Source organism: Paraburkholderia sp. Ac-20340 (assembly GCF_017104965.1).
Classification (GTDB): domain Bacteria; phylum Pseudomonadota; class Gammaproteobacteria; order Burkholderiales; family Burkholderiaceae; genus Paraburkholderia.
The window spans coordinates 23,783-45,466 of sequence record NZ_JAAGPR010000044.1 but is presented as its reverse complement, the minus strand read 5'-3'; the positions used below and the strand labels follow the sequence as shown (position 1 = coordinate 45,466).

At 65.7% G+C, this 21,684-nt stretch carries 17 protein-coding genes; 9 read left to right on the top strand and 8 right to left on the bottom strand.

Annotated elements, in window-relative coordinates:
* Positions 1–135 precede the first annotated feature (135 nt).
* Positions 136–1,662 (bottom strand): MDR family MFS transporter, encoded by a 1,527-nt coding sequence (locus G3N59_RS33430; RefSeq protein ID WP_205987111.1) that lies wholly within the window; start codon positions 1,660–1,662, stop codon positions 136–138.
* Between the two features lie 117 nt (positions 1,663–1,779).
* Here G3N59_RS33430 and G3N59_RS33425 point away from each other — a divergent pair, with 117 nt between their 5' ends.
* The 3 genes from G3N59_RS33425 to G3N59_RS33415 all read left to right on the top strand — a co-directional run bounded on the left by G3N59_RS33425 (position 1,780) and on the right by G3N59_RS33415 (position 4,778).
* Complete coding sequence (locus G3N59_RS33425; protein WP_205987110.1) at positions 1,780–2,502, top strand: TetR/AcrR family transcriptional regulator; 723 nt, start codon at positions 1,780–1,782, stop codon at positions 2,500–2,502.
* A 98-nt stretch (positions 2,503–2,600) separates the two neighbouring features.
* A complete protein-coding gene (locus G3N59_RS33420; protein WP_205987125.1) occupies positions 2,601–4,163 on the top strand; it encodes a deoxyribodipyrimidine photo-lyase in 1,563 nt (520 codons plus the stop codon).
* 204 nt (positions 4,164–4,367) lie between these two features.
* Positions 4,368–4,778: a response regulator gene (locus tag G3N59_RS33415; protein WP_240161245.1), complete on the top strand. Its 411-nt coding sequence runs from the start codon at positions 4,368–4,370 to the stop codon at positions 4,776–4,778.
* 172 nt (positions 4,779–4,950) lie between these two features.
* On the opposite strand, the gene G3N59_RS33410 is transcribed toward G3N59_RS33415, so the two are convergent.
* The 3 genes from G3N59_RS33410 to G3N59_RS33400 all read right to left on the bottom strand — a co-directional run bounded on the left by G3N59_RS33410 (position 4,951) and on the right by G3N59_RS33400 (position 7,377).
* The gene (locus G3N59_RS33410) at positions 4,951–5,607 is read right to left on the bottom strand and encodes a Fur family transcriptional regulator (protein WP_205987108.1); all 657 of its coding nucleotides are present in this window, start codon (positions 5,605–5,607) and stop codon (positions 4,951–4,953) included.
* Positions 5,608–5,672: 65 nt separating this feature from the next.
* Positions 5,673–6,299, bottom strand: a complete 627-nt coding sequence (locus tag G3N59_RS33405; RefSeq protein ID WP_205987107.1) for a glutathione S-transferase — start codon at positions 6,297–6,299, stop codon at positions 5,673–5,675.
* 130 nt (positions 6,300–6,429) lie between these two features.
* Positions 6,430–7,377, bottom strand: coding sequence for a phosphoribosyltransferase (locus G3N59_RS33400; RefSeq protein WP_205987106.1), 948 nt, complete (start codon positions 7,375–7,377; stop codon positions 6,430–6,432).
* Between the two features lie 226 nt (positions 7,378–7,603).
* Here G3N59_RS33400 and G3N59_RS33395 point away from each other — a divergent pair, with 226 nt between their 5' ends.
* Together G3N59_RS33395 and G3N59_RS33390 are read left to right on the top strand one after the other, a co-directional pair.
* Positions 7,604–8,200, top strand: coding sequence for a molybdopterin-dependent oxidoreductase (locus G3N59_RS33395; RefSeq protein ID WP_205987105.1), 597 nt, complete (start codon positions 7,604–7,606; stop codon positions 8,198–8,200).
* An 11-nt stretch (positions 8,201–8,211) separates the two neighbouring features.
* Positions 8,212–10,086 (top strand): ATP-binding protein, encoded by a 1,875-nt coding sequence (locus G3N59_RS33390; RefSeq protein ID WP_241024704.1) that lies wholly within the window; start codon positions 8,212–8,214, stop codon positions 10,084–10,086.
* A gap of 24 nt (positions 10,087–10,110) precedes the next feature.
* Here the strand turns inward: G3N59_RS33390 and G3N59_RS33385 are convergent, their stop codons facing one another.
* A complete protein-coding gene (locus G3N59_RS33385) occupies positions 10,111–10,965 on the bottom strand; it encodes a helix-turn-helix domain-containing protein (RefSeq protein WP_205987104.1) in 855 nt (284 codons plus the stop codon).
* A gap of 346 nt (positions 10,966–11,311) precedes the next feature.
* Here G3N59_RS33385 and G3N59_RS33380 point away from each other — a divergent pair, with 346 nt between their 5' ends.
* A complete protein-coding gene (locus G3N59_RS33380; protein ID WP_205987123.1) occupies positions 11,312–12,004 on the top strand; it encodes a C39 family peptidase in 693 nt (230 codons plus the stop codon).
* A gap of 57 nt (positions 12,005–12,061) precedes the next feature.
* Here G3N59_RS33380 and G3N59_RS33375 read toward each other — a convergent pair whose 3' ends face one another.
* Together G3N59_RS33375 and G3N59_RS33370 are read right to left on the bottom strand one after the other, a co-directional pair.
* Positions 12,062–13,018 carry a LysR family transcriptional regulator gene (locus tag G3N59_RS33375; protein ID WP_205987103.1) on the bottom strand — a complete coding sequence of 319 codons (957 nt, stop codon included), beginning with the start codon at positions 13,016–13,018 and terminating at the stop codon, positions 12,062–12,064.
* A 373-nt stretch (positions 13,019–13,391) separates the two neighbouring features.
* Entirely contained in the window at positions 13,392–14,444 is a 1,053-nt protein-coding gene (locus tag G3N59_RS33370; protein ID WP_205987102.1) for an NAD(P)-dependent alcohol dehydrogenase, read from the bottom strand.
* Positions 14,445–14,830: 386 nt separating this feature from the next.
* Between G3N59_RS33370 and G3N59_RS33365 the strand changes: the two genes are divergently transcribed.
* The 3 genes from G3N59_RS33365 (at position 14,831) to G3N59_RS33355 (ending at position 19,061) form a co-directional block, all read left to right on the top strand.
* On the top strand, positions 14,831–15,757 hold the full coding sequence (locus G3N59_RS33365; RefSeq protein ID WP_241024711.1) for an AraC family transcriptional regulator: 927 nt from the start codon (positions 14,831–14,833) through the stop codon (positions 15,755–15,757).
* A gap of 52 nt (positions 15,758–15,809) precedes the next feature.
* On the top strand, positions 15,810–16,763 hold the full coding sequence (locus tag G3N59_RS33360) for a 2-hydroxyacid dehydrogenase (RefSeq protein WP_205987100.1): 954 nt from the start codon (positions 15,810–15,812) through the stop codon (positions 16,761–16,763).
* A gap of 222 nt (positions 16,764–16,985) precedes the next feature.
* Positions 16,986–19,061: an EAL domain-containing protein gene (locus tag G3N59_RS33355; protein WP_205987099.1), complete on the top strand. Its 2,076-nt coding sequence runs from the start codon at positions 16,986–16,988 to the stop codon at positions 19,059–19,061.
* Between the two features lie 9 nt (positions 19,062–19,070).
* On the opposite strand, the gene G3N59_RS33350 is transcribed toward G3N59_RS33355, so the two are convergent.
* Positions 19,071–21,644: an adenosylcobalamin-dependent ribonucleoside-diphosphate reductase gene (locus G3N59_RS33350; RefSeq protein ID WP_205987098.1), complete on the bottom strand. Its 2,574-nt coding sequence runs from the start codon at positions 21,642–21,644 to the stop codon at positions 19,071–19,073.
* Positions 21,645–21,684: the final 40 nt, after the last annotated feature.

Sequence of the window (21,684 nt, the reverse complement as noted above, 5' to 3'; positions counted from 1 at the left end):
TTGCGGATATTGCGGCAGGGCAATGGCGGATTGTAATTTATGGAATGGAAAATGAAAGAAAAAGCCCGGCACGCAGGCCGGGCAGGGGATAAAGGGGACGATCGGGCGGCTATCGAAACCGCCGCCGATGTGCGCTTATTGATGCGTACGCAGCGGCGCGTTGCGCATGAACCACGAGAGCGCGAAAGCCAGCACGACCACGCACGCCGCCGCGAGATAAACGGTATGCAGCGCGCCTGCGAAGGCGTCGAGATACTGCGCGTGCAGTGCGGGCGGCAGATGGCGGATAACTTCGGGCGTGAGCGGCTGGGGCAGTTCGACATCGGCGCTGATGAGGGCGGCCAGGCGCGTATGCAGCCCGTGCGAGAACACCGCGCCGAACGCGGCCACGCCCACCGAGCCGCCAATCGAGCGGAACAGCGTCGCGCCCGAGGTCGCCACGCCCATGTGGCGAAACTCCACCGTGTTCTGCACGGCCAGAATCAGCACCTGCATCACCATGCCGAGCCCGCAGCCGAGCAGCCCCATGTACAGATACATATGCGAGAGCGGCGTGGCGATTTCGAGCCGCGCGAGCAGCATCATCGCCACGGCCACGCAGGCGGTGCCGGCGATCGGAAACGCGCGGTACTTGCCGATCTTGCTGATGATGCGGCCTGCCACCATCGACATGATCAGCACGCCGCCCATCATCGGCAGCATCTGCACGCCGGCCTGCGAAGGCGTCGAACCTTTGACGACCTGCAGATACAGCGGCAGGAACGTGACCGAGCCGAACAGCGACACGCCCACAATGAAGCCGATCAGGCTCGACAGCACGAAGGTGCGCTCGCGAAACAGCGCCAGCGGCATGATGGGTTCGACCGCGTGTTTTTCCTCGTGGATGAAGCCCGCGACAGCGACCACGCCCATCAGCAAGGTCAGCCAGAGTTGCGGCGAATTCCACGGCAGCAGCGAGCCGCCTTCGCTGGTAAAGAGGATCAGGCAGGTGAGCGCGGCGGCCAGCCAGCCCGCGCCCATATAGTCGATCACGTGTTTGACCTGCGCGACGCGCGGCTTGAACACGGCGCCGATCACCACCAGCGCAAGCGCGCCCAGCGGCAGGTTGATATAGAAAATCCAGCGCCAGGACAGATGCTCGACGAGAAAACCGCCCAGCAGCGGCCCGACCACGGTGGCGAGACCGAACACGCCGCCAAACATGCCTTGATACTTGCCGCGCTGCGCGGGTGGAATGACGTCGCCGACGGCCGCCATCGTCACGACCATCAGGCCGCCGCCGCCGATGCCTTGCAGCGCGCGCAGCGCAATCAGTTGCGGCATGTTCTGCGCGACGCCGCACAGCGCCGAGCCGATCAGAAAGATGACGATGGCCGTCTGCAGCACGATCTTGCGGCCGAACAGGTCGCCAAATTTGCCGTACAGCGGCACGACGATGGTGGACGTGAGCAGGTAAGCGGTCACGACCCACGAAAGCCGGTCGAGCCCGCCCAGTTCGCCGACGATGGTGGGCAGCGCCGTCGACACGATGGTCTGGTCGAGCGCGGCCAGCAGCATGACGAGCAGCAGCGCGGGAAACAGCAGGCGCAGCGGCGGGTGAGACTGCGCGGCGCTATCGGCTAACGCAGGCTCGTTCGCGGTGGGCTGAGTGGTGGTTTGCATCGGGGAATCTCCAGCCTTGTGAAGCTTTGAAGGCATCGGGAATCTTGAAATTAATTAACGCGACGATTAATATTAGGATAATTCCGGTTGCCGGTCAAAGCCATTAGAAGTAACGAGATGAAAGAGTCGAACGAAACGAAGGTGAAGAAGCCGGCTGTTCACGCCGATGAGGCTGCGGAACACGTTCAGGCACCCAAAACCGCGGTGCGCCGCCCAGGGCGTCCGAGCGGCAGCGCGGGCGGCGGGGCCGAGCAGCGCGAGCGCCTGCTGGACGCCGCGCTGGCGCTGTTCGCGCGCCAGGGCATTCTCGATACGACGCTGGCCGCCATCGCGCGCGAGGCGGGCGTGACGTCGGCGATGGTGCACTATTACTTCAAGACGCGCGACCAGCTGATCGACGTGTTGATCGACGAGCGTTTCATTCCGCAGCGCGCCGCGTTTGGCGGCTGCTTCGAGGCGCATCCCGACGATCCCGTGGCGGCGCTCACGGCGCTCACGCGCCGCTTTGTCGAAGTGGGGCAGGCCAATCCGTGGTTCGCGCCGCTGTGGGTGCGCGAGGTCATCAGCGAAGGCGGGCTGTTGCGCCAGCGCATGCACGAACGTTTCGGCCAGGCGCAGCAGCATCGCGTGCACGAAGCCATCGTGCGCTGGCAGCGCGAGGGCAAGCTCAACCCGGCGCTGGAGCCGTCGCTGCTGTTCCAGTCGCTGCTCGGCCTCACGCTGCTGCCGCTCGCCACCGCGCCGGTCTGGCGCAACGACGTCGTGCCGCGCACCGTCGGCGCCGAGGAAATCGCCCGTCACGCCGTCGCGCTCATCACCCAGGGCATACGGCCTGCTTAGGGCGTAGACCCGCCGCAGACCCCGCGTAGTCCCGGGCTGGCGCCGCGCGTGTCGCGTGGTACGCTGCGCCTCGCAAGCCGGGGCGCGCAGCGCACGGCATTCCCTTCGTCGAGGTCCGTCTGTCTCCGAAAAAATCCGCTTCCGCTCCCGTGATCGTCTGGTTTCGCGACGATCTGCGTCTGGCCGACCAACCCGCGCTCGCGCACGCCGCTGCGACCGGGCAACCGCTGATCTGCCTCTATATCCATGATCCGCAGGCCGCGGGCGAGCGCGCGCCCGGCGGCGCGATGCGCTGGTGGCTGCACGGCACGCTGGCGGCGCTCGATGCCGCGCTGCACGAGCAGGGCGGCCGCCTCCTGATCATGGAGGGCGCGCAGGACGAGGTGATCGACGCCTGTATCGCGGCGACCGGCGCGACCGGCGTGTTCTGGAACCGCCGTTATGGCGGCAAGGAGCGTGAAGCCGATGCGGCGCTCAAGGCGCGTCTGCGCGACAACGGCCTGACGGTCGAAAGCTTCAACGGCGCGCTGATGTACGAACCGTGGACGGTGCTCAACCAGTCCGGTGAGCCGTTCCAGGTCTACACGGCGTTCTGGCGCGCCTGCCGCCGCGTGGGCGACCCGCCGCCGCCCGAACCCGCGCCGGAACGGATGATTTTTCAATCGCTACCGGCAGGACTTACCCGCAACGCATCGAAGCTCGCCGATCTCGGCTTCCTGCCCCAGAAGCCCGACTGGGCTGGCGGCATGCGCGAAGCCTGGCAGGCGGGCGAAGAAGCGGCGCTGGAGCGCCTGCGCACCTTTCTCGCCGACGATCTCGAAGCCTACGCCGACGAGCGCGACGAACCGAGCGTCGCGGCCACCAGCCGGCTTTCGCCGTATCTGGCCGTTGGCGCGATCTCGCCGCGCCAGGCGTTCGCGGCGCTCAAGCATGCGCAGCACGGCCGCCATGGCGGCTCGCCCACGCGCCGCGAAACCAGCGCCGAAAAATTCCTCAGCGAACTGGGCTGGCGGGAATTCTGTTACTACCAGCGCTTCCACTGGCCCGATCTCGCCGAACGCAACCTGCGCGCGGCCTTCGACGCCATGCCGTGGCGTCGCGACGCCAAGGGGCTGCGCGCCTGGCAGCGCGGGCTGACGGGGTATCCGCTCGTCGATGCCGGCATGCGCGAGCTGTGGCACACGGGCTGGATGCATAACCGCGTGCGCATGGTGGTGGCGTCTTTCGTCGCCAAGCATCTGCTGATCGACTGGCGCGAAGGCGAGGCGTGGTTCTGGGACACCCTGGTGGACGCCGATGGCGCGAGCAATCCCGCCAACTGGCAATGGGTCGCGGGCTGCGGCATGGACGCGGCGCCGTACTTCCGCATCTTCAATCCGGTCCTGCAGGGCCAGAAGTTCGATCCGCGCGGGCTGTACGTGCGCCAATGGGTGCCCGAACTCGCGGGTCTGCCCGACAAGATGATCCACCAGCCCTGGAAGGCCAGCGAAGCACAGCTGGCCGAGGCTGGCGTGCGCCTGGGCAAGGACTATCCGCTGCCGGTCGTCGAGCACGATATGGCGCGCCAGCGGGCGCTCGAAGCGTTCGCGAAAACCGGCAAAGGCAAACATCTCGCCGCCGATGACGACGAAGAAAAGCCCAAGCGCAAAGGAAAGTCATAGAAATAACCGGGCTGCGCGGCTGTCATCGGCGTGACGCTGGCGGCAGTTATCGTGCGCGCGGCTGAACGCACGGCATCAATATTGCTCTAATGGAGCGCCCGGTCACGCAGAAGCAGGTGTCCGGGACGGGTTGCCATGCGAGCCGCGCCGCCTGCCCGGCCGCGTGGCAAGCCAAACAGACAGAACGGCATTCAAGCAAACACAATGAACGCAGTACACAAGCTCGACCAGACGACCATCGTGCTGGTCGAAGACGACCCGCAGAGCCGGGACTCCCTCACTTCGCTGCTGGAAGCGGAAGGTGCCCGGGTCGTAGCGGTGGAGGACGCCGAAACCGGCGTCGAAGCAGCACTCAGCCTGCTCCCCGATGCCGTAGTGTGCGATCTCGATCTGCCCGCGATGGACGGTTTCTACCTGATCCAGCGCCTGCGCGACCACGAGATTCGCGGCGATCACGCACCGGCGGTTGCCGTGGCGCTGACCGGCCACACCGACGAAAGCTGGCGCTTGCGCAGCATCGGCGAGGGCTTCCAGCACTTCATGACCAAGCCGGCCAAGCCGGAGGCGCTGGTCGCGTTGCTCAGCGACGCGATCGACGCACGCCAGTCGTCCTGATGGTTTGACGGAGCGCGGCGGCGCGTGAGGCGGCTTCGGCTTCGGCCTTGCCTCGCTGCCTGCGCGTTGCGCCATTCACGCGTGGTTTGAATGCCGCGCGGGAAATGCGCAACCTGGACGCTGCGATTCAGCCCTTAAATTCAGCCGCTAGATATGGAAGGAGTTGAGGCGATCAGGAGTGTGCGGCGGCGCTTGCGCCTTGCGCGCCGGCCTGCTCGTTCGCCTGGCATTGCGCGCAGACGCCTTTCAATTCGATCCCGTCGCCCGAGAGCCGATAACCCGCCGCCTCGATCTGCGCGACCAGCGCCTGGCGCAGCTTCGGCTCGTGCAGTTCGGTGACGTTGCCGCATTGCTGGCAGACCACCAGAATGCCGTGCTGGCATTGCGTGAGATCGTGGCAGACGGCGAATGCGTTGATCGATTCGATACGGTGGATCAGCCCGGCCGAGAGCAGGAAGTCGAGTGCGCGATAGACCGTCGGCGGCGCCGATCCGGGATGGATCTGGCGCATTTCGTCGAGCAGGGAATAGGCCTTGGTCGCGCGGCCCGACGTCATCAACAGTTCAAGCACCTTGCGGCGGATCGGCGTGAGCTTCTCGCCGCGTTCGCGGCAATAGGCTTCGGCCAGCGCGAGTGCGCTTTCGAGCGATGCCGCACTCGACGCACCCTGTTCAATCGTGACGTTCGTGCCGCCCGCTGCGTGACTGTGGCCGTGCGCATGCGCGTGATCGTGCGCCGCGTGGGCGTGATCATGATCGTGTGCGTGGTCGTGCGCCGCGCTGTGCGCATGCAGGGCCGAGGTGTCCGGGGACGGTTTTGCTGTCTTCATGCTGCGATTATACGGGGCACGCCGCGCGCGCGCCCGGCGTGCCGGGCGCGGCTTCGTTGCGCCGCTCAGGTGAGCGGCAGGTCGATGTACTTGCGGAAACCCTGGCGCTGCGCCAGCCGCTGATACCAGCGATCGAGATTCGGCAAGGTGGGACGCTCGACGCCTTCAAGGCCGTACCAGCGCCGCGCGAACGAACCCAGCACGATATCGGCGAGCGTGAAGCGCTCGTTTTCCAGGAAGAAGCGGCCTTGCAGATGCTGGTCGAGCAGCGTCCACAGCGCGGCCGTACTGGCGAGATCGGCTTCGATCTTCGCGGCGTCGCGCTGTTCGGGCGGCGTGCGCACGAGTGCGAGAAACAGCGGCCGCTCGGCCGGCGCGAGTGTGCCGATCGACCAGTCGAGCCAGCGCTCGATCCCGGCGCGCGCTTTCGGCTCGGCCGGATAGAGCATGCTCGACGGGCCGTATTCCATCGCCAGATAGCGCAGGATCGCGTTCGATTCCCAGAGCACGAAGTTGCCGTCTTTCAGCGTCGGCACCTTGGCGTTCGGATTCATGGCGAGATAGTCGGGCTCGTCGAGATGGCCGAACTTGCCGCCCGCATCGATGCGCTCGAACGGCAGCACCAGTTCGTCGCAACACCACAGCACTTTCTGGACGTTCACCGAGTTGGCGCGTCCCCAGATTTTGATCATCCGGTGCACTCTCCTTTGCAGCAAAAATCAGGGTAAAAGGCGCTCGTCAACAGCGCGCAATACGCTTCCATGGGGATACGTTCTAACCAGCATAGGCGCTGGGCGTCACGGCGCAACGAACGCGAACGTCCTAACCCCAGGCCGACGCGCCGATCATCGTGCCCACGCGCGCCTGCGCGTTCCACCAGATCACGCGCAGCAGCGGCGCCTGTTGCGCGATATAGATGGCCTGGACCGGGTCGCTTTCGATGAAGTGCGTCACGCCGCAGCGCACGGCCGCAGCGGCCTTGTGCGCGGCGGCGCCCGACGGCGTGTCGTCGTGTTCGCCCGGCGTGCGCATCATCAGTTCCAGATGGCCGAAGCCATGGCGATCGAGCCACGCCTGGGTGCGTTCGCGGTCGACTTCCGGGCGGCCCGTGATGATCGCGCGGGCGCGTTTGATGTCGATATCGGGAATGCGGTCGAGCGGCAGCAGCGCGTCGCGCTCGGCCAGGGCGGCTTCGAGATCCTCGTCGTAGCGCATCAGCGGAATATCGGGCAGCAGGATGCCGTCGAGATCGATTGCGTAGACGGTGTACTCGTGGTCGTCGGCCATCGAGGCGCCTTCGCGCGCGCCCTCGCGCACCCAGTCGGCGCGATAGCGGTCGGTGTAGGCCTGACGCTCCCAGGGGAACAGCGCGAAATAGCCGCTCGCGTCGATCGAATAATCCGGGCGCAGGCGGCTCAGATCGTCGTAGGCGCCGGTGAGCGTGCGTACCACGATGCCGTGTTCGCGCAGGAACGCGATGCAGTCGACCAGCGTGTGGCCGCGCCCGGCGATGTCCTCGCAGAGCAGCACCTTGGCGCCCGGTTCGGGCATCGGCAAGGTGGAGTCCCAGCGCACTTCGCGCGTTTCGCGCGTGTAGCGCAGGAACGCGACGCTTGCGCCGGTGGCGTGCGACACCATCAGCGCGAGCGGCGCACCGCCGCGCAGGATGCCCACGACGACATCGAATTTCTCCTCGATCAGCAACGGTTGCAGCGATTCGACCCAATGGTCGAGCTGTTCGTAAGTGAGCGGAACGACGGGTTTATTCATTTGATGGCAAATGCAGCACGATGACGGTCAGATGCACGACGCTCGATAATGTGTGAGCGAAGAACACGTCTATTGTCGGATCAATGTTTGACGATATTATGCCTATGCTTGCCGTCTCATGCAGACCGGCGAGGCTCGCGCGCCCAGACTGGCCAAGCCGGCCAAGATGGGGCGCGATCGCGAAAGCCGATGACCACACGACCATCACGCGCCAGGGGGCGAGCAGATGCAGGATCGCATTGTCCTGGAGAACAGGCAGGAAACGAATCGCGACGAAAGCCGGCACCCAGACCGGCCCGCAAGTGTCGAACGCAGGCGCTTCAATCTCGCGCTGGCGGGCCTGCTGAGCGCGGCTGCCTTGCCGTTGCCGCGCACGGCGCGGGCGGCGGCGGGCGGCGCGCTCGCGCTCGACGTCGACGGCCAGGTGCGCGTGACCAATAATGCTGCGCACACGGCCTATCATTTCAGCGAAGCCGATCTGCTCAAGCTGCCCGTGCACGCGATCTCGACCGCCACGACCTGGACGCCGCGCTCGACCTTCACGGGCCCGCTGCTCACCGACGTGCTGAAAACCGTCGGCGCTTACGGCAGCCAGATCGAAATCCACACCATCGACGATTACACCTGTCTCGTGCCGATGTCCGATGCCGCGCGCTTCGGCGCCGTGCTGGCCTACGCGATGAACGGCCAGCGCCTTAAGGTGAGCGACTTCGGCCCGCTGTTCCTGATCTATCCGCGCGACCAGTTCCCGCTCGAACTCGACGGCGCGGCCGGCGATTCCAAGTTCGCCTGGCAGATCGTTTCGATGACCATCAAGGCCTGAGTTTTACATCGATGAGTTCGACGATGATGCATCGTCCGCTGCGGCGCTTTCTTCATGTGCTGATCTGGATCGTCGCGCTCGCGCCGCCGGTGATGGCGGTCGGCTATCTGCTCTACGCCAATCTGCTCAATCCCAAGGTCGTGCAGCGTCTCACCGGCAACTACGACGGTCTCTACTGGGACGCCGCGCAGATGCAGATCGCCTACGCGCGCTTCGAAAGCCAGTTGCTGATTTACGCCGATGGCATCGATCGCGATCTCGACAAGGTGCGGCTGCGCTACGAACTGCTGCAATCGAAGCTCAACGTGATGAAGGGCTCGACGCGCACGCTCGCGGGCATGCCCGACCTGATGCAGCGCCAGCAAGCCGATCTCGCCGTGATCGACGCGACCATCGCGCCGTTCGACGCGCAGATCGCCACGCTCGCCGAAAACCCCGAGCGCGCCGTGCCGATGCTCACCGCGCTCGACACGCACTGGACCGACGTCACCGATCTCGCGCTCAACCGTCGTTTCGCCGATGTCACCGAGCGCGAGGCGATCCGCCGCGACTTCATCGCCAAGCGCCGCGAACTGTTCGCGGCGGGCCTGGTGTTGCTGATGCTGTCGGCGGCGGCGGCCGTGCTGCTGGTGATGAACGGCTACCGGCGCACGCGTCTGATTCGCCAGCAGCACGCGGCGCTGGAGGCCGAACATCAGGCGAGCCGCGCCGCGCGCGAGGCGAGCATGGCGAAGGACGCGTTCCTCGGCATGATCAGCCACGAGTTGCGCACGCCGCTGCATGCGATCGTTTCGTCGATCGAATTGCTGGGCTTCAACTCGCATTCGGAAGCGGACCGCAAGGTGATCCAGCGTCTCGAAACGGCCGCGCGCCAGCTCGAAGCGCAGATGAAGGATCTGACCGATTACGCGCGTCTTGGCGCGGGCAAGCTGGAACTGCGCCAGGAGGAGTTTTGTCCGCGCGAACTCCTGCAGTCGATCGTCGATGAAAACGAGCAGGCGGCGCGTGCGCGCGGGCTGGCGTTCGATCATGCGTGGCGCGGTTTGCAGCGCTGCGTGGTGGCCGATCCGCACCGCATCCGCCAGATCGCCAACAACCTCGTGACCAACGCGATCCGCTATACGGAGCGCGGTTCGGTGCGTATCGAATTCGCCGCGAGCGACGAAGGTGCGCACGGCGCGCAGGCGCTCGCGATCAGCGTGAGCGATACCGGGCCGGGGGTGTCGGCGGCGCAGATTCCGCTGATCTTCAAGGAATTCACGCAGCTCGATTCGTCGCGTGCGCGGCGCTATGAGGGCGCGGGGATGGGGCTGGCGATCGTGCGCGGGCTGGTCGATCTGTTCGGCGGCACGATCGAAACCGATAGCCGCGTGGGCGAGGGCACGACCTTCACGGTGACGATTCCGGTCACGGCGGTGCCGCCGCCCGTGGCCGAAACGCTTGCGCCGCCGGTGCGCGAGGAAAGCGTGCCGCCGCAGGTGCTGGTCGTCGACGACAACCCGCTGGTGCGCGAGTCGCTGTGCGAGATGGTGGCGCATATGGGCTACGCGGCGCTGGCCGCAAGCGACGCGGATGGCGCGCTCGCCAGCCTCGACGCCACGCCTTGCGATGTCGTGCTGCTCGACCTGCATATGCCGGGCCGCGATGGCTATGCGTTCGTGGCGGGGCTGGATGCGCGCGCGGGTGCGCAGGCGCGCAAACGTCCGCGCGTGATTGCCGTGAGCGCCGATGTCACGGCGCTTTCACCATCGGCTCAAAGGGAGAATCGGGCAGAGAATCCGTTCTTCGACGCGCTGCCGAAGCCCGTGCACTACGAAGTGCTGCGCGCGGCCTTGCAGCGCGCGTTCAATGCGCCGCATGCGCAGCAGGATGAGCGCGCGCTCTAGCCGCGGTTTTCAGGCGCGACGTGTTTAGCTGCGATTCAGTCGCTTGGAGAGATCGGCGACCAGAATCGCCATACGCGCGGGCTTCTCATAGCAGGCCACGTTGTAGTGGCGCACCACCTGGCTGATTTCCGATTCGCTGGCCTTGCCGGTCAGCAGTTCGCCGGTCAGCACGAAGATCGGCGCTTCCGGGTTCTCGGACGCGCGCACCTGGCGGATCGCCTCGGCGGCGGTCTGGCTGCCGAACAGCCAGTCGATCACCACGCCGTCGAACACGTTGTTTTCGAGCGCCTGCGTGAATGCCGCGAGGCCGTAGAGCGCATGCGCCGCGTAGCCGCTGTGCTCCAGGTAATCGCGCAGATTGTCGGCGGACGCCTGATCGTCGTCGACCACGGCGATCAGCGGCTTGTCGGCCTCCGCGCGGCGCGGGTAGATCTCGATCTTGTGGACTTCGCGCGTGTTCTGATAAAGCGCGCCGTCCGGGCGCACCACGCGCCATTGGCCCTGCTTCTCGTACGCGACGAAGTCGGGGCGCGTGCCCGCTTCCACCGGCGCGCCAATCCACGCCGTACAGGCAAGCTCCACCGCGCTCACGCACAGCAGCGCATCCTGCGCGGTCGCGCCCACCATGCCGGGATCGAGCAGTTGCGCGCCGAACAACTGGCCCGCCGGCTCGCCGAATGCTTCGGCTACCCTGGTGATCTGCGCGAGCGTCCACGGGCTGTTGCCGCGCAGCTTGCGGTGCCCTTGCGAAAAGCTCAGCTCGAGAATCCGGCATAGCTCGGTCGTCTGCTGACGCTTGCCGATTCCATGACGGCTCATCAGCTCGCGTACGCGCTCCGCGACCGCGGCCGAGTCGGTTGTGTGTGCAACGTTCGACATACTGCTAATGGGGTGATGGAGTCGGAATTGGGCTAATTATCGCGTGCCGCAGTGCCGCCGCCGGGACGAATAATCCTGACAGAGCAAGGGCGCACAATATTCTAAACGCATCATTTGACAATCGCTCAAGCTTTTGTATGACAACATTAAGGGTCAAATCAAGTCGATGCAAACACCCGCTCGCAGCCTGGTAAAAGCCCGTAGACACGCATCCCGCGAACGTCACGCGTGTCTGCGACAATGAACTTTGTACGCGCATTTCACGAGCCGGGGCTCGGGTTTGTCCTTTCAGGCCGATTACGGTCGCATAACGACATTGGGATGGGAAAGCTTGAACGAAATCAATATGCAGGCATCGCGCGAACACGTAGCCGGGCAGCGCCGCTCCGGCGCTCATGAGCGGGAAATCCGCCATTTTGGCGTACCGTATTACAGCCAGTGGGGCAGCCCGGAGTGGGTGGCGCGCATCGTCGAGGACGCGATCGATCCTTGCGACGATCCGGCCTGGCGTGCGAGCGGCTTCGCGACTGCCGACCAATACCGCTTCTGGGCAAAGCGCCTGTGCGGTTTGACCTGCTTCGAATCCGCGCTCGATTACTGGGGCATCGATCACGCCCCGCGCGCGGCCATGCTCGAAGAAGCCTTGCGTCACGACGTCTACCGCATGCGCGACGATGGCGGCGTGGACGGCATGATCTATCACCCGTTCGCCGCGTGGGCGGAATCGGCCTACGGCGTGCGCGTCGAAGTGATCACCGATGAAGACATCAAGGCGAGCGCCGCGCGACTGAGCGCCGATACGCTGGCGATCGTTTCGGTGAGCCCGGAGATCCGCTATCCCGAACGCGCCAACGACAGCCAGGGCGGCCATCTGATCCTGCTGCACGGCCGCAGCGATGGCGGCGTGTGGTTCCACAATCCGTCGGGCGTGGCGCCGTACCAGGCCGATGCCTGGTTGCCCTACGAAACCGTGGCGCGCTTCCACGCGCGGCGCGGCATGGCGCTCACGCGCATCGTCGAAGACAATCTGGCCGAATAAGCGGATACGGCGCGGCGGTTTGCACGCAACCGCCGCGCCGCTTTCCTTTGCTCGATATCAAGCCGGCTGCAATCCCCCCAGCAACTGCCTCACGCGCGACAGATCGCGATTGAGCGCGCCCGCGTCTTCGAACAGCTCGGCAAGCCAGTCGATAAACACGCGCACGCGCGGCGCAAGCTGACGCGACTTCACGAACGCGACCGACACCGGCGTCGGCAGCGGCTTCCACTGCGGCAAGACCTCGACCAGCGCGCCGCTGTCCAGATACTGCTGTGCGGCCAGCAGCGGCGGCTGCACGAGCCCGTAACCCTGCAAGCCGCAGGTGAGATAGGCGAATTCGTCGGACACGTGCACGAAGCCGTCCACTTTCACCTTGGTCGGACTGCCGTCCACCTCGAAGTCGAACTCGTACGGGCGCCCCGTGAGCGGCGACAGAAAATTCACCACGGGATGCTGCGCGAGTTCGTCGAGCGAGGCGGGCGCGCCATGACGCGCGAGATACGCGGGACTCGCGCAGGTCACGTGTTCGAGCAGGCCGAGCCGGCGCGCGGCAAAACCCGAATCCGGCAATTCGCCGAGCTGGATGCTGCAATCCACGCCTTCGCCGACCAGGTCGACGTTACGCAGACTCACGCCGATCACCAGATCGATCTGCGGATAACGCGCGTGGAATTCATCGAGCGCGGGCAGCACGATCGCGTTGGCGATCAGCCCCGGCATTTCCACGCGCAAACGCCCGCCGATGGCATCGGGCGACTGACGCACGCTGGCTTCGGCGTCGTCGATATCGGCGAGGATTTGCGCGGCGCGTTCATAGTAAGCGGCGCCTTCCGGCGTGAGCGAAAGGCGGCGCGTGGTGCGCACGAGCAACTGCGTGCCCAGCAGCGCTTCGAGACTCTGCATGAGCGTGGTGGCGCTGGCGCGCGGCATGTCCAGCGACTGCGCGGCTTTGGTGAAGCTATTGGTGTCGACGATGCGCACGAACGTACGCATCGCCTGGATGCGGTCGATCACGGGCGAGCTCCTTCAATGACGGGCTTGAAAACTGAGCTAAAACGGCTGGAACGATTTCCGCGAAATTTCAACGCCGTGCCGTGGAATGCCTCTGGGCATTCGCGCGAAACGGCGGAAAAGCGCTGAGCCGCGCTGCGTCGGGAAACGCTTCGCGACGCCGGCGTCTCGCGGAAAGCGACGCGCGGCAGCGGTGACCGTGGATGAACGGTTGGTGCTTCGTTGGAGGGCGGCGCACGCGGACGCCGGCTCGACTACAAGCGGTACTGCGCAGGGACTGCGGGAGGCCGCGAAGATCGGCCTCGAAGCGGGGGCTGGCGGGCCGTCCGGAATGGACGGCCCGGCGGGGCAGGGCGTTACGTCTTCGGTTGCGCGCTTACTTGCGCATCGAGTCGATATCGATCACGAAGCGGTACTTCACGTCGCTCTTGAGCATGCGCTCGTAGGCGTCGTTGATGTCCTGCATCTTGATCATTTCGATATCGGACGTGAGGCCATGCTTGCCGCAGAAGTCCAGCATTTCCTGGGTTTCCGCGATGCCACCGATCAGCGAACCCGCCAGACGGCGGCGCTTCATGATCAGGTTGAACACTTGCGGCGACGGGTGATCGTGCTCCGGCGCGCCGACCAGCGTGAGCGTGCCGTCGCGCTTGAGCAGTTCGATGAACGGGTTCAGATCGTGCTGCGCGGCCACCGTGTTGACGATCAGGTCGAAGCTGTTGGCGTGCTTCGCCATCTGCTCCGGGTCCTTCGAAATCACGACTTCGTCGGCGCCCAGGCGCAGGCCGTCTTCGATCTTCGAAGGCGAGGTGGTGAACAGCACGACATGCGCGCCCATCGCGTGAGCGATCTTTACGCCCATGTGGCCAAGACCGCCGAGACCGACGATGCCGACCTTCTTGCCCGGGCCCGCGCCCCACGTGCGCAGCGGCGAATACGTGGTGATGCCGGCGCACAGCAGCGGCGCGGCTGCGGCGGCGTCGAGGTTGTCCGGCACGCGCAGCACGAAGGCTTCGTCGACCACGAGTTGCGTCGAATAACCGCCGAAGGTGACATCGCCGCTCACGCGGTCGTTGCCGTTATAGGTGCCGACAAAACCGTTTTCGCAATATTGCTCGAGACCTTCTTCGCAGCTCGAACAGGTGCGGCACGAATCGACGAGACAGCCCACGCCGACGAGGTCGCCCACCTTGTAGCGCGTCACGCCCTTGCCCACTTCCGCGACGCGGCCGACGATCTCGTGGCCCGGCACGACCGGGAACAGCGTGTTGCGCCATTCGTTGCGCGCCTGGTGCAGGTCGGAGTGGCACACGCCGCAGAACTGCACGTCGATACGCACATCGAGTTCGCGCAGGTCGCGGCGCTGGAATTCGAAGGGAGCGAGCGGCGAGGCAGCATCGCGAGCGGCATATCCGTAGGTCGGGTACATATCGTGTGACTCCTGAATCTGGGTTGCCTGAAAAACAGCGCGGAAAATTCACTACAAACGCAGCGCAAATACCGCAGCGCAACGCGTGGCGGCGCTGGACGGTTCGGGTGTTGCGGCAGGGTTCCCATCGTAAGGATCGGAGCCCACCCAGGGAATACCTGAATCTATCGAAGACTTGCCTGTTTCTCCTGGCGAACAGCGCAGTCGTGCATTCGGTGATAGATTGGCAAGCCTGTTTCTCCGCCTTTGTCGATGAATTTAGGGGCGCTTCTGTCATGAAAAACGCACATACCACCGACGCGCCGCTTGCGGCCAGCCCGGTCTCCACAGCAGTTTCCCTGCCCAGTCATCAACGCGATCCGGTCGCCGTCCAGAACGAAGACGCGATGCAGCGCCGCGTCGTCGATCTGCTGATGCAACTCACGCAACGCGACGGCGCGCATCAGAGCGCCATCGAAGGCGTGCGCCTGTTTCGCGGCAGCCAGGCGCACCCGCGCCAGCCGGTGATGTACGAGCCGAGCATTTTTATCGTCTGTCAGGGCCGCAAGCGCGGTTTTCTCGGCGATCAGACCTTTATCTACGACGCGCAGCAATATCTGGTGCTGTCCGTGCCGCTGCCGTTCGAGTGCGAAACCGAGGCGACGCCGGAAAAGCCGCTGCTCGCGATTTCGGTGCGCGTCGATCTGACCATGGTCGCCGAATTGCTGATGGCGCTCGACGACACGCGCGGCAGCGCCGTGGCGGAACCCGTGGGCATTTACGCCACGCCGCTCGACGCGCCGCTGTCGAACGCCGTGCTGCGTCTGCTCGAAGCGCTCGCGCAGCCGAGCGACGCGCGCATTCTCGGCCCGGCGATCGTGCGCGAGATCTGCTACCGCGTGCTGACGGGCGAGCAGGGCGACGCGATCCGCGCGGCGCTCACGCATCAGCATCACTTCGGCCGTATCGCCAAGGCGCTGCGCCGCATTCACGCCGATTACCGCGGCGTTCTGGATGTGGTGACGCTGGCCGCCGAAGCGGGCATGAGCCTCGCCGTGTTTCACGCGCACTTCAAGGCCGTCACGCAGACTTCGCCGATGCAGTACGTGAAGACCACGCGCCTGCACCACGCGCGCATTCTGATCGCGCACGACGGCATGAACGTGAGCGCGGCGGCCACGCGCGTGGGCTACGAGAGCGCCTCGCAGTTCAGCCGCGAATTCAAGCGCCTGTTCGGCTGCAGTCCCGCCGACGAAATGCGTCGCGCGCGCACCGCGGCCGAAGCCGCCGCGCCGCGCGTGGAAGTGGTGGCGCGTTACGCCACCGCCGCCTGAGCGTTCGCCGAATGCGCGCCGATAATTCGCATGACTGAGGATTGATGCCGATATGAACGCCAGCGTGCCCGCCGAAAAAATCCGCCTGCTTGTGCTGATTCCGCTCACCGAAGCCGACCTTGCCGCGCTGGCGCAGCATTTCGACGTGCACTACGCGCCCGACGCGACGCAGCGCGAAGCAGCGGTGGCGCAGTTGGGCGGCACGGTGCGTGCGGTCCTCACGAACGGCACCACGGGCCTGAGCGCCGACGAAATCGACGCAATGCCCGCGCTCGAACTGGTGGCGGCGCTGGGCGCGGGTTACGAAAACATCGCGCTCGATCACGCGCGCTCGCGCGGCATTGCGCTGTGCAACGGCGCGGGTGTGAACGCCGATTGCGTCGCCGATCACGCCATGGCGCTGCTGCTCGCCGCCGTGCGTGCGGTGCCGCAATACGACGCCGCGTGCCGCGCGGGCGTCTGGCGCGACGCCTTGCCGATGCGGCCTACGCTCACGGGGCGGCGTCTGGGGATCGTCGGTTACGGGCATATCGGCGCGAAAATTGCGCGGCGCGCAGCGGGCTTCGATATGACGATCGGTTATCACAACCGCCGTCCGCGCGAAGATGCCAATGCGCGTTATTTCGATTCAACACTCGCGCTGGCGCAGTGGAGCGATTGCCTCGTCATCGCGACGCCCGGCGGCGCGCTCACGCAGCATCTGGTCGATCGCGCGGTGCTCGATGCGCTTGGGCCAGAAGGTTTCCTCGTCAACGTTTCGCGTGGCAGCGTGGTGGATACGGCGGCGCTCGCTGCGGCGCTGACAGAAGGCGCGCTGGGCGGTGCGGGACTCGACGTCTACGAAGGCGAGCCGGAACCGCCGCAGGCGCTGATCGCGCTGCAAAACATCGTGCTTACGCCGCACGTGGCGGGCACGTCGCCCGATGTGCGCGCGGCCACGGTGCGCAATTTCATCGACAACGCCACGCGCTGCTTTGCAGGCGAGGCCTTGCTCACGCCGCTTTAAGATCGCCTTAAAGCGCTTCCCGCCGCAACCGGCGCGCCGTTTTTTACCGCCATCGCCTGGCGTTTTCCCGCCCTGGACGGCGCTATGTACGGTGGGGCACGGCCGTGCGCGCGGCCATGCCGTATCATGGCGACCTGAGCGACCTGTACTCGATAGCCGCTTCGCCCGTTGCCTCGCGCGCCGCGCATGGACGGCCGACTTCCCCGCCCGGGAGCCGCGTTAATGCACACTTTGATCGAGGCTTTGCAAGGCACAGCAGATCTCGTAGTCAACCGTTTCTACGAGGAGCTGGCTCGCCTGCCCAAATCCCGGCGCATTCTGGAAATGCTGTCGGAGCACGAGCTCGCCCAGCTTAAATCGAAGCAGATCCAGAATCTCCTCGCCATCGCGCAGCCTGGATTGACCGCGAAGGCGCATGCCGACATGGCGATGCGCATCGGCCGCATTCACGCCATCGTCGGGCTCGACAAGGAAGAGCTGGTGCGCAGTCGCGGCATCCTGCAGGAACTGATTTTCAAACTGATCGGACGCAACGTGAGTAGCCAGGCGCTGGCTCTGTACGCGCGCCGCCTCACCTCCGATACCGCCTGGCAATTGAAAGCGTACCAATCCGTCGAAGACTCGCAGCAGGACGTACTTCAGCGCATCACGCGCATCGTCTGGGAAGCGGGCAGTTATACCCATTTCATCGATCAGGTCGTGGCGACACTTGCCGCGCACGACGAAGTGACCGCCTGTGCGATCGGCCGCCCCGATGAAGCCGGCATGTTCCATTTCGAGGCCGGCACTGGCGGAACCGGCGGCAAGCACGGCGACGGCCTGCTCGACGTGCTGATGGCGCAGGGCCACGAGATCAGCGTGCGCGCCGATCATCCGCAGGGGCAGGGCGCCGTGGGGCGCGCATGGCGCAGCGGCAATCCCGAGCGCGTGGTCAATTATCAGACCGATCCGCTGGTGGCGCGCTGGCGCGATATTGCCGAACGCGAAGGACTGCGCTCGGCCGTGGCGCTGCCGCTGGCCGCGCCGGGACAGACGCCGATTGCGATCCTGATGCTTTACAGCGCGTATCCGGGCGGCTTCGTCGGGCCGGATCAGGTTGCCTTTGTCGAGCTGTTGCAGACGCTGCTGGGCTGCGCGGTGACGCGCCTGCAGACGCACGATGGCCTGCACGTGGCGGCAGTGCCGATGAGCGTGCGCCAGCATTGGGCCGCGCTCGTGCGCACCGGCGCGCTGGAAATGCACTATCAACCGCTCTTGAGCCTCGCGAGCGGCGAGTGCGGGAAGGTGGAAGCGCTCGCGCGGCTGCACGACGGCGAACGCCTGCTTACGCCCGATGAATTCCTCTTTGCGCTGGCCTCCGACGATCTGCTCGAACTGTTCGCGCGTGGCCTGCAGCAGGCGCTTGCCGATCGCGCGCGCTGGCTCGCAGCGGGCCACGATCTGGAGATGTCGATCAATCTGCCGCCGGCTGCGCTCAACGACATCCGCTATTTCGACGCGACGCGCGACATGCTGGCGGAATATGCGTGCCCGAGCGGGCGCCTCACGCTGGAAGTTCTGGAGAACGAAGCGTTATCGCTCAATCAGGGACAGCGGGCGATCCTCGCGAAGTTTCGCGCCTTGGGCGTGCTGCTCGCGCAGGACGATCTCGGTTCGGGACATAGCGGGCTGACGCGGCTGCGCGAACTGCCGTTCGACTGGATCAAGATCGATCGCGAGATCGCGCATCTGGGCGGCGCGCGACTGGGCGGCGATGCCGCGCTCGACGCGCTGCGGGTGGTGTATCAGGTGACGCGGCTCGGGCATTCGCTCGGCAAACTGGTGCTGGCCGAAGGCGTCGATGCCGCGGATCTGCTCGAAGCGCTCGCGGTTCTGGGCGTGGATGGCGCACAGGGTTATGTGATCGCGCGGCCGATGCCTGCGGGCGAACTGGCGACGTGGATCGGCGGCAAGCCGCGCACGACCGATGCGGCGGCGGCTGCGAGCGTGCTGGCGCGACTGGCGCGCTTCGTGGTGTGGGAGGAGCGCGTGCGCATGATCGCTACGACGCTGGGCGCGGCGCGCGATCTGCTGGCCGATTCCGCTGCGACGGCTGCACGCGATCCGCTGGTGGAAGCGCTGGTGGGTCTCGGCGATATTTTGCCTGCCGGTGCGACGCGCGATGCGATCCAGCGCGATCTGCTGCGCGCGTTGCCGGGCGGACGCACGAGCGCCGCGTGGCAGCGCGCGCTCGCGCGCCTCATGCTGGCGATCGAGGCGGCGGCGCAGGAGGCGGGGGTGGCGGCGCATGTGCATTGAGCACCTCGCTCACCCACACGTCCCAATCTCCCCACACGCCGTACAAAAATCGCATCCATCCTTGCGGATCACCGCATTCGCGCTGCACGAACCGCATTTACGCCCGAACATCGCGTGAGGCGTGGCGAGCGTGGCATCGGCGGGCAGCGCATTCGGGCCGTCCAGCACCTGATCGCCGGCACGTGCCGACTCTTCAACTGTTTCCGCCAAACGCGTGGAAGAAACCGCCTCGCGCTTTTGCGCCAGCAAGCGCGAAGGCACTTGCTTTCCCTCCGCATCGAGAAACCCGCGCCGATGCAGAATCTGCTGGATCGCATACGCAATCGCCGCGACTTCCGAGTCGTGCCACAAGGGCGTGCGCTTGCCGTCGAGCCGCTGCGTTTCGCCGTAGCGTACCTGCCCGCGATCCCACGACACCTTGCGCAGATCCTGCAGATTGCGCGCGACAAAACCGCCGCGCGCGGCCAGTGACAGCGAACGCATGGTCGCCGTGATCCATTGCTGCGATTCGTCGCGCTGGCCCACGGGAATGAAGAATTCGATCGGCCGCTCGATCGTCACGGTTTCGCCGCCCACCTGGCCGGTCACTTCGAGAAACGATACCGCCACGTAAAGCGACACCTTGCCCGTCTGCGTCAGATATTCGATTTTCTCGATCACGGCGGGCAACTCGCCCTTGGGCCGATGATCGATCGCCACGCGCAGCGGATCGAGCAGCGCGTCGCTTTGCGCATCGGCGGGCGTGTTCTCGTTCGTGGGCAACACTTGCAGCACCGCGCCCAGCGTCTCGTTCGGCCGATACGTCGCGAGCCCCTTGAGCCCGCGCCGCCACGCGTCCAGATAGAGATTCTCGAAGGCCTCGAACGGATAGTCGGCGGGCACGTTCACCGTTTTCGAAATCGAGGTATCGACGAAAGGCTGCACCGCCGCCATCATCGCCACGTGTTCCTGCGCGCTCATCTGCAGCGCGTTGACGAAATAGTCGGGCAGGGTGTTCACGTCGCCGCCCATCGTGCGATAGAGGCGCCACGCGTGATCTTCCACGGCGAAGGTTTCGCGGCTGCCATCGGCCATGCGGCGCGTGCGCTGGTAAGTCCACGAGAAGGCCGGCTCGATGCCGTTCGAAACGTTGTCGGCGAAAGCGAGGCTCACGGTGCCCGTTGGTGCGATCGAGAGCAGATGGCTGTTGCGGATGCCGTGCTGGCGGATCGCCGCCTGCAGATCCTCGGGCAGGCGCGAGGCGAAGGTGCCGGGCGCGAGATAGGTATTCGCATCGAAGAGCGCAAACGCGCCGCGCTCGCGCGCGAGTTCGACCGACGCGCGATAGGCCGCGTCGCGCATCGTTCGGCCCACGCGCGCGCCGAACGCACAGCCTTCTTCCGAGTTATATCGGATACCTAACATAACCAGCGTATCGCCCAGGCCCGTAAAGCCGACGCCGATGCGCCGCTTGGCCATCGCTTCCGCGTGCTGTTCGGGCAAAGGCCAGAGCGTGACGTCGAGCACATCGTCGAGAAAGCGCACCTGTGTGGTTGTGCGTGCAACCAGTCCTTCCCAGTCGAACGAAGCGGCGGCATTTTTCCCGCCGCGCAATGAGGCGAACGGTTCGCGCACGAAACGCGTGAGATCGAGCGGCCCGAGATTGCAGCAGCCGTAAGCGGGCAAGGGCTGCTCGCCGCAGGGATTGGTCGCGCGGATACGCTCGACGGCGCGCAGATTGTTGTCCTCGTTCATGCGCGAGATGAACACCACGCCCGGCTCGGCGATATCGTAAGTCGAGCGCATGATCGTGTCCCAGATCGCGCGCGCGCGTTTCTCCGCGTAGATCCAGAAGCCGTCTTCGCGTTGGCGCAGATCGCCTGCCGCGCGCAGCGCGGGCGAGGGTTCGGCGCGATGGACCAGTTGCCAGGTGTCGTCGTTTTCGACGGCGCGCATGAAGGCGTCGGTCACCGCCACGGAGACGTTGAAGTTGTTCCAGCGTCCCTTCGAGTGCTTGGCTTCGATGAATTCGGGCAGGTCCGGGTGATCGCAATCGAGCACGGCCATCTGCGCGCCGCGCCGCGCGCCCGCGCTTTCGACGGTGCGGCACGAGGCGTCGAACACGTCGATGTAGCTGCACGGCCCGGATGCGCTCGATCCCGTCGAATGCACCAGCGCGCCGTGCGGCCGGATCGCCGAGAAGTTGTAGCCCACGCCGCCGCCGCGCCGCATGGTTTCGGCGGCCTGCAGCAGCGCCACGTAGATGCCGGGGCGGCCTTCGTCGTCAACGTCCTGGATGCTGTCGCCCACGGGTTGCACGAAGCAGTTGATCAGCGTGGCTTCGATGCCCGTGCCCGCCGCGCTCATGATGCGTCCCGCGCCCAGGGCGCCGTGCCGCAGGTTATCGACGAAGCGCGCCTCGATTTCCGCACGCAGCGCGGGCGGCTCGGCCTGCGCGATGCCGTGGGCGACGCGCCGATAGATGTCGTCGGCGCTGCGTTCGTCGCCCTTCGCGTACTTTTCCAGCATCACATCGAGCGAGAAAGGCTGCGCGTCGGGGCGCGGGATCATTGAGTCGGACTGCGGACGCGAATGTTCTGCCATGGCCGGTTCCTTGCGATCGGGTCGTGCTGCGTTAGCTCAG

What these genes read in the sequence shown, in the direction of transcription:
- G3N59_RS33350 (WP_205987098.1), bottom strand. Translation starts at nt 21,644, where the DNA reads ATGGCAGAACATTCGCGTCCGCAGTCCGACTCAATGATCCCGCGCCCC.
- G3N59_RS33365 (WP_241024711.1), top strand. Translation starts at nt 14,831, where the DNA reads ATGCAGCGCCGCGTCGTCGATCTGCTGATGCAACTCACGCAACGCGAC.
- G3N59_RS33410 (WP_205987108.1), bottom strand. Translation starts at nt 5,607, where the DNA reads ATGAAGACAGCAAAACCGTCCCCGGACACCTCGGCCCTGCATGCGCAC.
- G3N59_RS33400 (WP_205987106.1), bottom strand. Translation starts at nt 7,377, where the DNA reads ATGAATAAACCCGTCGTTCCGCTCACTTACGAACAGCTCGACCATTGG.
- G3N59_RS33360 (WP_205987100.1), top strand. Translation starts at nt 15,810, where the DNA reads ATGAACGCCAGCGTGCCCGCCGAAAAAATCCGCCTGCTTGTGCTGATT.
- G3N59_RS33405 (WP_205987107.1), bottom strand. Translation starts at nt 6,299, where the DNA reads ATGATCAAAATCTGGGGACGCGCCAACTCGGTGAACGTCCAGAAAGTG.
- G3N59_RS33385 (WP_205987104.1), bottom strand. Translation starts at nt 10,965, where the DNA reads ATGTCGAACGTTGCACACACAACCGACTCGGCCGCGGTCGCGGAGCGC.
- G3N59_RS33355 (WP_205987099.1), top strand. Translation starts at nt 16,986, where the DNA reads ATGCACACTTTGATCGAGGCTTTGCAAGGCACAGCAGATCTCGTAGTC.
- G3N59_RS33370 (WP_205987102.1), bottom strand. Translation starts at nt 14,444, where the DNA reads ATGTACCCGACCTACGGATATGCCGCTCGCGATGCTGCCTCGCCGCTC.
- G3N59_RS33415 (WP_240161245.1), top strand. Translation starts at nt 4,368, where the DNA reads ATGAACGCAGTACACAAGCTCGACCAGACGACCATCGTGCTGGTCGAA.
- G3N59_RS33395 (WP_205987105.1), top strand. Translation starts at nt 7,604, where the DNA reads ATGCAGGATCGCATTGTCCTGGAGAACAGGCAGGAAACGAATCGCGAC.
- G3N59_RS33430 (WP_205987111.1), bottom strand. Translation starts at nt 1,662, where the DNA reads ATGCAAACCACCACTCAGCCCACCGCGAACGAGCCTGCGTTAGCCGAT.
- G3N59_RS33425 (WP_205987110.1), top strand. Translation starts at nt 1,780, where the DNA reads ATGAAAGAGTCGAACGAAACGAAGGTGAAGAAGCCGGCTGTTCACGCC.
- G3N59_RS33390 (WP_241024704.1), top strand. Translation starts at nt 8,212, where the DNA reads ATGAGTTCGACGATGATGCATCGTCCGCTGCGGCGCTTTCTTCATGTG.
- G3N59_RS33380 (WP_205987123.1), top strand. Translation starts at nt 11,312, where the DNA reads ATGCAGGCATCGCGCGAACACGTAGCCGGGCAGCGCCGCTCCGGCGCT.